The following is an 11,482-nucleotide window of genomic DNA, read 5'->3' as shown; positions in this document are numbered from 1 at the left end:
AACATCATAACAATCCAGATTATCTTAATGCTGCGTCATTCTTCCATCACGCTGTGCTCACCGTGGCGACAGCTTGCTCAGGCCGATAGCCCGGACAGATGCGCAGCATCGCCTCCGGGAAATACACGTTGAGGAACAAAATTCCCCACGACATTTTCTGCACAATCCGCTATCTTGTTTAGCATATAAAACATCATGACCGCCGCTATGCCATCTTAAGGCATGTTAACGGCATTTGAGTTAAGCCAGTAAAACGAGATTGCAAGATGAGCGTAATGTTTGACCCAGAAACGGCGATTTACCCTTTCCCGCCTAAACCGTTGCAATTAAGTCGCGATGAAAAGCACTTTTATCGCGAAAAGATTAAACATCTGCTGCGCGAACGCGACGCGGTGATGGTTGCTCATTACTATACCGACCCTGAAATTCAGCAACTGGCCGAAGAGACCGGCGGCTGTATCGCTGATTCTCTCGAAATGGCTCGTTTCGGCGCCCGCCATTCAGCTTCGACGTTGCTGGTGGCCGGAGTACGCTTCATGGGGGAAACGGCAAAAATTCTCAGCCCGGAGAAGACCATCCTGATGCCTACGCTGAATGCCGAGTGTTCTCTGGATCTGGGCTGCCCGATTGAGGAGTTCAATGCGTTCTGCGATGCTCATCCGGATCGTACCGTCGTCGTTTATGCCAATACCTCAGCAGCGGTCAAAGCACGCGCCGATTGGGTTGTGACCTCCAGTATTGCCGTTGAGCTTATTGAGCATCTCGACAGCCTCGGGGAAAAAATTCTCTGGGCGCCTGACCGTCATTTAGGCCGGTACGTACAGCGGCAAACCGGCGCAGATGTTTTGTGCTGGCAGGGAGCTTGTATTGTCCATGATGAGTTTAAAACCCAGGCGTTAACGCGGATGAAAGCCCTCTATCCCGATGCTGCCATTCTGGTACATCCTGAATCGCCGCAGTCCATTGTGGATATGGCGGATGCGGTAGGGTCGACCAGCCAGTTGATAGCCGCGGCTAAAACGCTTGCGGCGCGCCAGCTCATCGTTGCCACCGATCGCGGGATCTTCTATAAAATGCAGCAGGCGGTACCGGAAAAAGAGCTGCTGGAAGCGCCGACAGCGGGTGAAGGAGCAACCTGTCGTAGCTGCGCCCACTGCCCATGGATGGCGATGAACGGCCTGAAAGCGATTGCTGAGGGGCTGGAAAATGGTGGACCCGAACACGAAATTAAGGTCGAGGCGCAGCTGCGCACCGGCGCATTACTTCCGCTGAACAGAATGCTGGATTTTGCGGCTACACTTCGGGGATAGTGGTTAATTACGCAATTAATACAGTGCGGAGAAAATATGGATTTTTTTAGTACGCAGAATATTCTGGTGCATATACCCCTCGGCGCCGGCGGATACGACTTATCATGGATCGAGGCGGTTGGTACGCTTGCCGGGCTGCTGTGTATCTGGTTGGCGAGTCTGGAAAAGATTAGCAACTATGCATTTGGGCTGGTCAACGTCACCTTGTTTGCCATCATTTTCTTTCAGATTCAGCTTTATGCCAGCCTGCTGCTACAGGTCTTTTTCTTTGCAGCCAACGTTTATGGCTGGTACGCCTGGTCCCGGCAAACCAGCAGTCATGAAGCCGAGCTGCGTATTCGGTGGTTGCCATTGCCGAAGGCGCTGGCCTGGCTGATGGTGTGTATTGTGGCAATTGCGCTGATGACGGTCTTCATTAATCCGGTCTTCGCCTTCCTGACGCGCATAGCGGTCACACTCATGCAGAGTCTGGGACTGCAGGTCACAATGCCGGAACTGCAGCCGGATGCCTTCCCGTTCTGGGACTCCTGCATGATGGTGTTGTCGATCGCTGCCATGATTCTGATGACCCGTAAATATGTTGAAAACTGGCTGCTTTGGGTGATCATCAACGTCATCAGCGTGGCGATTTTTGCCCTTCAGGGGGTTTACGCGATGTCGCTGGAATATCTGCTTTTGACCTTTATTGCCCTTAACGGGAGTCGGATGTGGATCAACAGCGCGCGTGAGCGAGGTTCTCACGCGTTTTCTCGCTAATGGTGATGATGATGGTCGTGCCCGGCGTGTGTCATGTTAAGATGGCATTCCGGGCCGTTACAGGGCTGATACTCCATCTGCACGGTCACATGCTCAATGTTATATTTATGCTGCAAAAATGCCTGGATGCGATTCAGCAAGGCGTCGTGATCGTGCGGAGGGACGACCTGAACATGCAGCGTCATGACCGTTTTTTCGCCGACCAGCCAGACGTGGACGTGATGCACGTCGCGGACTTCCGCCACCGAGCGGCGTAGATCCCGTTTTAGCCCCCCGACATCCAACGACCGCGGTGCTCCTTCCAACAGTTCGTTCAAACTTTCCTGCAATAGCCGCCAGGCGCTGCGCAGCACCAGACATGAGACCAGCACCGACAAAATCGGATCAACTGGCGTCCAGCCAGTGGTGATAATCACGATGGCGGCAATAATCGCCCCGACCGAGCCCAGTAAGTCGCCCAGAATGTGTAATGCCGCTGCGCGAACGTTAAGATTTCGCTCTTCGCTTCCGCGATGCAGGATCCAGAATGCCAGTATGTTTGCCAGGAGTCCGGCCACGGCAATGACCATCATCGCTGTGCCAGCGACCGGGCGCGGGTGATGAAAGCGTTGAATCGCTTCCCAGACAATCAGAATGGTGATCACCACCAGCGCAATGGCGTTGATGAATGCCGCCAGCGTCGTCAGACGCAGCCAGCCGAAGGTATGGCGGGTATTGGGGGGACGGCTGGCGAAGCGGACCGCCAGCAGAGCGAACAAGAGAGCGGCTGAGTCGGTGAGCATATGACCGGCATCAGCCAGTAGCGCCAGCGAGCCTGAAACGACGCCGCCGATGGCTTCAACAAGCATAAATCCGGCGGTGACAATAAAAGCCTGCAACAGACGTTTTTCGTTACCGCGATCGGTGGTTTCTGACGGAGTATGAGCATGTGCCATTACAGAATCCTGTCATTATTTTATCAATGAGTCTCTGACCTTATTACAGATTAACCACAATCGGGCATCTGTTCCATCAGCCAGTGCCGATAGAACAAGGTGCTGTGGCATTGATCTTCAACAAGCCGGAAATGAGGCAACAATCAGGGGAAAATGCGGGAATGTGGAGTAAAGTCGAGAAACCCCTCATTTATTTAATATATAATTTTTTTAATTTTGTATTTTTTAGTTTTTATAACTGGGTGTGATGTTTTATTTTTCACTATTCTGATAGTTTGTATTGTTTTTATCTATTTAATCAGTCAATTACCATTGCGACTGTAAAAGTCTGTTTACACTTTTCTGGCGGCGAGTTAGATTGAAAGCATTGCACACAATTGATTAAGTATGGCAACGCTGGAAAGAAAATGAATTATCAGAACGACGATTTACGTATTAAAGAGATCAACGAATTATTACCTCCCGTTGCACTCCTGGAAAAGTTCCCCGCGACCGAAAATGCTGCTAACACCGTGGCGCACGCTCGTAAAGCGATCCATCAGATCCTTAAAGGCAACGACGATCGTCTGCTGGTCGTGATTGGCCCGTGCTCTATCCACGATCCTGCCGCAGCGAAAGAGTATGCTGAACGCCTGCTGACGCTCCGTGAAGAGCTGAAGGGCGAACTGGAAGTGGTGATGCGCGTTTATTTTGAAAAACCGCGTACTACCGTGGGCTGGAAGGGGCTTATCAACGATCCGCATATGGATAACAGCTTCCGCATCAACGACGGTCTGCGTATCGCGCGTAAGCTGTTGCTGGAGATTAACGACAGCGGGTTGCCTGCGGCAGGTGAATTCCTTGATATGATCACCCCGCAGTATGTCGCTGACCTGATGAGCTGGGGAGCAATCGGCGCGCGTACCACGGAATCACAGGTGCATCGCGAGCTTTCATCTGGCCTTTCTTGTCCAGTAGGTTTTAAAAACGGCACCGACGGGACAATAAAAGTAGCCATCGACGCGATTAACGCGGCTGGCGCACCGCATTGCTTCCTGTCAGTGACCAAATGGGGTCATTCGGCGATTGTGAATACCAGTGGCAACAGCGACTGCCATATCATTCTGCGCGGTGGTAAAGAGCCGAACTACAGTGCGAAGCACGTTGCTGAAGTGAAAGTGGGTCTGGCGAAAGCGGGCCTGCCCGTACAGCTGATGATTGATTTCAGCCACGCGAACTCCAGCAAGCAGTTCAAAAAACAGATGGAAGTGGGCGCCGATGTTTGTCGACAAATCGCTGGCGGCGAGCAGGCGATTATAGGGGTGATGATTGAAAGCCATTTGGTGGAAGGGAACCAGAGCCTGGAGAGCGGCGCGCCGCTGACCTATGGTAAAAGCATCACCGATGCCTGCATCGGCTGGGAAGATACCGAGACTATCCTGCGTCAACTGGCAGATGCGGTAAAAGTCCGTCGCGGTTAATCTGCGGCCTGGCCCGGCAGAGTGTCGCGACGCCGGGATTCAGGACCAATAAAAAGCGTGGATCAATCCACGCTTTTTTATGGCTGGCGAAAATTATTTCGCTTTACCCTGGTTTGCTACCGCGGCGGCTTTTGCAGCGATTTCATCCGCATTGCCCAGATAGTAGTGTTTGATCGGTTTGAAGTTTTCGTCGAACTCATAAACCAGCGGGACGCCTGTCGGGATGTTGAGTTCAAGAATTTCGTCTTCGCCCATATTGTCCAGGTACTTCACCAGCGCACGCAGGGAGTTGCCGTGAGCGGCGATAATCACGCGCTCACCGCTTTTCAGACGCGGCAGAATGGTTTCGTTCCAGTAAGGCACTACGCGCTCGATGGTCAGCGCCAGGCTTTCGGTTACCGGCAGCTCTTTATCGGTCAGTTTGGCATAACGCGGATCGTGGCCCGGGTAACGCTCGTCATCTTTGGTCAGCTCCGGCGGAGTAATGGCAAAGCCACGGCGCCACTGTTTAACCTGCTCATCACCGTATTTCTCAGCGGTTTCAGCTTTGTTCAGACCCTGCAATGCGCCGTAGTGGCGCTCGTTCAGTTTCCAGGATTTTTCAACCGGCAGCCAGGCTTGATCCAGCTCATCCAGGACGTTCCACAAAGTATGGATGGCACGTTTCAGCACAGAGGTATAAGCAAAATCGAAGCTGAAGCCTTCGTCTTTTAGCAGCTTACCTGCCGCTTTTGCCTCACCTACGCCTTTCTCAGACAGATCGACATCGTACCAACCGGTGAAACGGTTTTCATTGTTCCATTGGCTTTCGCCATGACGGACCAGTACCAGCTTAGTTACAGCCATACACTTACTCCTCAAACTTTATTTTAATGATAACAATTCTCATTATATTGCCGCAATTTGAGTCGCGGCAATGCTTATCCCTAACCATAGCGAAAATAGTGGCTCAGTGTAAGATGCTTGTAAATCGGCGGTTATGTTTTTGTCTGTAAGTGGCGTAATTTGCAGCAAAATGACGAAAAAAAAGCCCTCCGGGAGGAGGGCCTGGGGGCTTATCGGGCAATAAACTGATATTCCGTCAGACTGACGTACTCCTCGCCCGGGCGCAATATGCAGTCGGGCTGAGGCCATTCCGGGTGATTTGGTGAATCCGGCAGAAATTCACTCTCCAGCGCCAGTCCTTGCCAGTCGGCGTACGGCTGTTCCGTTCGTGACGGCGTACCGCCCAGGTAGTTACCCGAATAAAACTGCAGGGCAGGGGCGGAGGTATACACCGTCATCTGCAGTTGGCCATCCTGAGACCAGACATGGGCCGCTGCCTTGCGAGCATCGCCTTTTGTCTGCAGCAAGAAAGCATGATCATACCCTTTTACTTTCTGCTGATCGGGATCGCGAAGGAAATCGACCGCTACGGTTTTCGGCGCGCGAAAATCGAAGCTGGTCCGGGTGACATCCTGTAAATCACCTCCCGGAATACCGTCGCTCTCCACCGGCAGGTAGCTATCGGCGAAAATTTGCAACTGGTGGTTGCGGACGTCCGTCTGCCCGCCGTCCAGGTTGAAGTAGACGTGGTTGGTCAGGTTGACCGGACAGGGCCTGTCAACTGTCGCCCGATACGCGATGGCGATGCGGTTATCTTCGCTAAGACGGTAGTGCGCCGTGGCTTTCAGGTTACCGGGGAAACCCTGGTCGCCGTCATCGGAAACGAGGGCAAATAGCGCCTGATGTTCGTCGGCGCTGACTATCTGCCAGCGACGTTTGTCGAAGCCGTCTGGCCCGCCATGCAGTTGATGACCGGCCTCGTTAGAAGGGGTCAGTTGGACCGTCTGGCCATCCAGCGGAAAACGGCTGTTGGCGATACGATTGGCATAGCGGCCCACGGAGGCGCCGAGAAAGGCCGCCTGACGGGTATAGTTTTCCGGCGTCGCACAGCCGAGCAGCGCTTCGCGAACTTCGCCATTGGCCAGCGGTACCCGGGCGGATAATAACGTCGCGCCCCAGTCCATCAGCGTAACCACCATCCCGGTATTATTCCGCAGGGTGATCAGGTTCCACGGCTGCCCGTCCGGCGCCAGTTCTGTCGTTTGGTTTAGCACTGGCTGGCCCCCTGTGATGGTTTACAAACGTAGAAGGTCTCTTTAATGCCGGTTTTCGCTTCATACTGCTGGGCGACGGCTTGCTTAACGGCATCAACGCACTCTTCCGGCACCAGCGCCACGACGCAGCCGCCAAATCCGCCGCCGGTCATGCGTACGCCGCCTTTATCGCCGATGGTGGCTTTGACGATCTCGACCAGCGTGTCAATTTGCGGAACGGTAATTTCAAAATCATCGCGCATCGAGGCATGAGATTCCGCCATCAGTTCCCCCATACGTTTCAGGTCGCCTTTTTCCAGCGCGGTGGCGGCTTCGAGCGTACGCGCATTTTCGGTCAGGACATGGCGGACGCGTTTCGCAACCACCGGATCCAGCTCATGGGCAACGGTATTGAATTCATCGATTTTGACGTCGCGCAGAGCAGGCTGCTGGAAGAAACGCGCGCCGGTCTCGCACTGTTCGCGGCGGGTGTTGTATTCGCTGCCGACCAGCGTCCGTTTAAAATTACTGTTGATGATCACCACCGCTACGCCTTTCGGCATAGAGACGGCCTTGGTTCCTAATGTGCGGCAGTCAAGCAACAGGGCGTGATCTTTCTTACCCAGCGCTGAGATAAGCTGGTCCATAATGCCGCAGTTACAGCCGACGAACTGGTTCTCCGCTTCCTGGCCGTTGAGGGCAATTTGCACCCCGTCCAGCGACAGATGGTACAGCTGCTGGAACACGGTGCCGACGGCCACTTCCAGCGAAGCGGAAGAGCTTAAACCCGCCCCTTGCGGCACGTTACCGCTGATTACCAGATCGGCGCCGCCAAAATGGTTGTTGCGCTTCTGCAGGTGTTTCACCACTCCGCGGACATAGTTTGACCACTGCTGGGTCTCGTGGCTGACGATTGGCTTATCGAGGGAGAACTCGTCGGTTTGATTGTCATAATCGGCGGCAATCACTCGGACAATTCGGTCGGTGCGCGGCGCGCAGCTGATCACCGTCTGGTAATCAATCGCGCAGGGCAGCACGAAACCGTCGTTATAGTCGGTGTGTTCGCCGATCAGATTGACGCGGCCCGGTGCCTGAATAACGTGGGTGGCAGGGTAGCCGAACTTTTCAGCAAACAGGGTTTGGGTTTTCTCTTTCAGACTCATTGTTATTCTCCGGATTCGCGAAAATGGACGTCGCTCACTGCCCGCAGGCGTTCGGCGGCTTGTTCGGCCGTCAAATCGCGCTGAGTTTCGGCCAGCATTTCGTAGCCGACCATAAATTTGCGTACCGTCGCAGAGCGCAGCAGCGGCGGATAAAAGTGAGCGTGGAGCTGCCAGTGATGATTCTCTTTGTTATTAAACGGCGCCCCGTGCCAGCCCATGGAATATGGAAATGAGCACTGGAACAGGTTGTCGTAACGGCTGGTCAGCTTTTTCAGCGCCAACGCAAGGTCGCTGCGCTGGGCTGCGGTTAAATCGGTAAGGCGCTGAATGTGCGCTTTCGGCAGCAGCAGCGTCTCAAAGGGCCAGGCCGCCCAGTAAGGTACGACGGCCAGCCAATGTTCAGTTTCAACGACAGTCCGCCTGCCGTCGGCTAATTCGCGCTGAACGTAATCCACCAGCATCGGTGAACCCTGAACGGCGAAATACTCTTTTTGCAAACGATCTTCGCGTTCTGCCTCGTTCGGCAGGAAGCTGTTGGCCCAGACCTGGCCATGCGGGTGCGGGTTGGAGCAGCCCATCGCTGCCCCTTTGTTCTCAAAAACCTGCACCCACGGATACGTTTGGCCCAGCTCGGCCGTCTGTTCCTGCCACGTATTAACCACGCCTTCCAGCGCTTCAATGCTCAGCTCAGGCAGCGTTTTGCTGTGATCCGGCGAGAAGCAGATGACCCGGCTGGTGCCGCGTGCGCTTTGACAGCGCATTAGCGGATCGTCGCTATTCGGGGCATCGGGAGTGTCGGTCATCAACGCCGCAAAGTCATTGGTAAACACGTAGGTACCGGTGTAATTCGGGTTCGTGTCGCCGGTGACGCGGGTATTACCCGGACACAGAAAACAATCCGCATCGTGCGTCGGCAAAGTTGATTTTGCCGGCGTTTCCTGCGCCCCTTGCCAGGGGCGCCTGGCGCGATGCGGTGATACCAGAATCCACTGCCCGGTTAACGGGTTATAACGACGATGCGGATGGTCGACGGGGTTAAATATGCTCATGACGGTTCCTTAGTCTGGGTAACCCTGCGGATGACGGGACTGCCAGTGCCAGGTGTCCTGCGCCATCTCGTCAAGGTCGCGTGTAACGCGCCAGTTCAGCTCGCGGTCGGCCTTTTCGGCATCCGCCCAGTAGGCCGGCAGATCGCCATCGCGGCGCGGTGCGAAGTGGTAATTGACAGGTTTGCCGCAGGCTTTGCTGAAGGCATTGATCACGTCGAGGACGCTGCTGCCGACGCCTGCGCCGAGGTTATAAATGTGTACGCCTTCGCGGCCCGCCAGTTTTTCCATCGCCGCAACGTGGCCATCGGCGAGGTCCATGACGTGGATATAGTCGCGTACGCCGGTGCCATCAGGAGTCGGATAATCATTGCCGAAAACGGCCAGCGATTCGCGGCGACCCACGGCCACCTGCGCGATGTAAGGCATCAGGTTGTTCGGGATACCCTGCGGATCTTCGCCCATGTCGCCTGACGGATGCGCGCCGACCGGATTGAAGTAACGCAGCAGCGCAATGCTCCAGTCCGGCTGGGCTTTTTGCAGGTCGGTCAGGATCTGCTCGACCATCAACTTGCTTTTGCCATACGGGCTTTGCGGCGTGCCGGTCGGGAAGCTTTCGACATAAGGGATCTTCGGCTGATCGCCGTAGACGGTCGCCGAGGAGCTAAAAATAAAGTTCTTCACGCTGGCGGCGCGCATAGCGGAAACTAATTTAAGTGTACCGGTAACGTTATTGTCGTAATATTCCAGCGGCTTCGCGACGGATTCGCCGACGGCTTTCAGGCCGGCAAAGTGGATCACTGCTTCAATGGCGTGATCGTGCAGAATTTCCGTCATCAGCGCTTCATTGCGAATGTCGCCTTCGACAAAGGTGGCTGTTTTCCCGCCGAGACGTTCAATGACCGGCAATACGCTGCGCTTACTGTTGCAGAGATTGTCGAGAATAATCACTTCATGTCCCTGCAGCAGCAGTTGAACGCAGGTATGACTTCCAATGTAACCGCTACCACCTGTAACCAGTACTTTCATGATTCGCTCCAATAGGCTTATCGTGTGTGATGAAGATAGCATACCAAAGAAGTAGAAAGTGTGACACAGGCCAAATTGGTGGAATCGCTTACACCAAATGACATCGTGCAAGATTTTTTTGTTTTTATGTTTAAAAACAGTTTGTTGATGGCTTTTCTGGTTATTTCTCTGAAAAAAAACAGGGGGATGGCCCCCTGTTCGGGCTCAATCAGCGCGTGGACCGACCTGATAAGTGTAACCGTCTCCACTGGGAACAAACTCCAGACGATGGGTAATGCAGTCCGGCGCATCTTCGGCGTGGTGGGAGACAAACAGCAACTGAGTAGCGCCTTCGCTAATCAATACATCCACGAAGCGCCGCACCAGTTGACGGTTAAGCGGATCCAGTCCCTGCAGAGGTTCGTCAAGAATCAGCAGCGTCGGGTGCTTCACCAGCGCCCGGACAATCAGCGCCAGCCGTTGTTGTCCCCAGGAGAGACTGTGGAACGGCGCATCGGCGGTACGCTTGTCGATTCCCAGAATATCCAGCCAGTTCTGCACCAGCTTGCGTTGCTTATCAGAAACGGCCTGATAAATCCCGATCGAATCGAAATAACCCGACAGAATCACGTTACGCACCGTGGTACTGACGCGGTACTCAAGATGCAGACTGCTGCTGACGTAGCCAATATGCTTTTTAATGTCCCAGATAGTTTCACCGCTGCCGCGGCGACGGCCAAAGAGGGTCAGGTCGTTGCTGTAGCCCTGCGGATGGTCGCCGGTCACGAGACTGAGCAGGGTCGATTTCCCGGCACCGTTGGGACCGACTATCTGCCAATGTTCACCGGGGTTAACGGTCCAGCTCAGGTGCTCGATGATCGGCCGGTCATTGTATGACACCACGCCACCCCGCAGGACGATGCGCGGTGCCCCGGCGTCGAGAGCATGCCGTGCGGCGGGGGCGTCCGGTTCCGGTAAGCTCATGCCGGCCATTTTTTCGCTGTGCGCCAGTTGGGCAATTAGCGCCTGTCGTAGCAGCGCCTGCTTTTCTCCGGTTTCGCTCAGGGTACAATCAGCCAGCACGCCAGCAAACTGGACAAATGACGGAATTTCATCGAAGCGGTTGAGCACCAGTACCAGCGTGAGTCCTTCGAGGTGCAACGTCGCCAGCAGCCCGGCAAGCTGTTGGCGGGAAGCGATGTCCAGGCCGTCAAAAGGCTCATCGAGAATCAACAGGTCCGGCTGGGCCATCAGCGCCTGGCAGAGCAGCGTTTTACGTGTTTCGCCGGTGGAAAGGTATTTAAAGCGGCGCTGAAGCAGGGAAGTAATACCGAACAATTCCGCCAGGCGCGTGCAGCGGGCGGCATCTCGGGACTCTTCCTGAATAATCTCTTCCGTCGTGCGGCCGGTGTCCTCTTCGCCTGGGCTGAGTAAGTCGGTATTGTTACGTTGCCATTCATCGCTGACCAGCTTCTGCAACTGTTCGAAGGAGAGGCGGGTTATCCGGGAAAAGCGGTTTTCATACTGGCCGGACAGCAGGGTGAGCTCACCGGACAGCGCGCGAGCCAGCGCTGACTTCCCGCTGCCGTTGCTGCCGACGAAGGCCCAGCTTCCGCCGGTGCCAACGGTGAGGCGCTCGATTTTTAACGTTTTTGTGTCGCTCAGGCGAAACGTGCCTTGCGAAATTTGCAATGATGACATTGTGTATCCCACTTCTTGCAGCGAT

Annotated in this window: 10 protein-coding genes; 3 read left to right on the top strand and 7 right to left on the bottom strand. The window is 54.7% G+C overall.

The features are described 5' to 3' along the window. Positions 1-266: 266 nt before the first annotated feature. Together nadA and pnuC are read left to right on the top strand one after the other, a co-directional pair. Positions 267-1,310, top strand: a complete 1,044-nt coding sequence (gene nadA, locus ACZAHD_RS01980) for a quinolinate synthase NadA (RefSeq protein WP_462455302.1) — start codon at positions 267-269, stop codon at positions 1,308-1,310. A 36-nt stretch (positions 1,311-1,346) separates the two neighbouring features. Beyond that, positions 1,347-2,066: a nicotinamide riboside transporter PnuC gene (gene pnuC / locus ACZAHD_RS01975; RefSeq protein WP_462455301.1), complete on the top strand. Its 720-nt coding sequence runs from the start codon at positions 1,347-1,349 to the stop codon at positions 2,064-2,066. On the opposite strand, the gene zitB is transcribed toward pnuC, so the two are convergent. Further along, on the bottom strand, positions 2,063-3,001 hold the full coding sequence (zitB, locus tag ACZAHD_RS01970; protein WP_462455300.1) for a CDF family zinc transporter ZitB: 939 nt from the start codon (positions 2,999-3,001) through the stop codon (positions 2,063-2,065). The genes pnuC and zitB overlap by 4 nt on opposite strands. 407 nt (positions 3,002-3,408) lie before the next feature. Here zitB and aroG point away from each other — a divergent pair, with 407 nt between their 5' ends. Next, complete coding sequence (gene aroG / locus ACZAHD_RS01965) at positions 3,409-4,461, top strand: 3-deoxy-7-phosphoheptulonate synthase AroG (RefSeq protein ID WP_462455299.1); 1,053 nt, start codon at positions 3,409-3,411, stop codon at positions 4,459-4,461. Positions 4,462-4,554: 93 nt separating this feature from the next. On the opposite strand, the gene gpmA is transcribed toward aroG, so the two are convergent. The 6 genes from gpmA to modF all read right to left on the bottom strand — a co-directional run bounded on the left by gpmA (position 4,555) and on the right by modF (position 11,457). Beyond that, a complete protein-coding gene (gpmA, locus tag ACZAHD_RS01960; RefSeq protein WP_004859709.1) occupies positions 4,555-5,307 on the bottom strand; it encodes a 2,3-diphosphoglycerate-dependent phosphoglycerate mutase in 753 nt (250 codons plus the stop codon). Positions 5,308-5,516: 209 nt separating this feature from the next. Beyond that, positions 5,517-6,560, bottom strand: a complete 1,044-nt coding sequence (gene galM, locus ACZAHD_RS01955; RefSeq protein WP_462455298.1) for a galactose-1-epimerase — start codon at positions 6,558-6,560, stop codon at positions 5,517-5,519. Further along, positions 6,554-7,702, bottom strand: a complete 1,149-nt coding sequence (galK, locus tag ACZAHD_RS01950; protein ID WP_462455297.1) for a galactokinase — start codon at positions 7,700-7,702, stop codon at positions 6,554-6,556. The genes galM and galK overlap by 7 nt, the downstream gene beginning before the upstream one ends. A gap of 2 nt (positions 7,703-7,704) precedes the next feature. Next, positions 7,705-8,751: a galactose-1-phosphate uridylyltransferase gene (gene galT, locus ACZAHD_RS01945; protein WP_462455296.1), complete on the bottom strand. Its 1,047-nt coding sequence runs from the start codon at positions 8,749-8,751 to the stop codon at positions 7,705-7,707. 9 nt (positions 8,752-8,760) lie between these two features. After that, entirely contained in the window at positions 8,761-9,777 is a 1,017-nt protein-coding gene (gene galE, locus ACZAHD_RS01940) for a UDP-glucose 4-epimerase GalE (protein WP_462455295.1), read from the bottom strand. Between the two features lie 204 nt (positions 9,778-9,981). Beyond that, positions 9,982-11,457, bottom strand: a complete 1,476-nt coding sequence (gene modF / locus ACZAHD_RS01935) for a molybdate ABC transporter ATP-binding protein ModF (RefSeq protein WP_462455294.1) — start codon at positions 11,455-11,457, stop codon at positions 9,982-9,984. Between the last annotated feature and the right edge of the window lie 25 nt (positions 11,458-11,482).

The organism is Raoultella sp., from assembly GCF_039594335.1.
Taxonomy (GTDB): Bacteria; Pseudomonadota; Gammaproteobacteria; order Enterobacterales; family Enterobacteriaceae; genus Klebsiella.
This window is presented reverse-complemented; position numbering and strand designations above follow the sequence as displayed.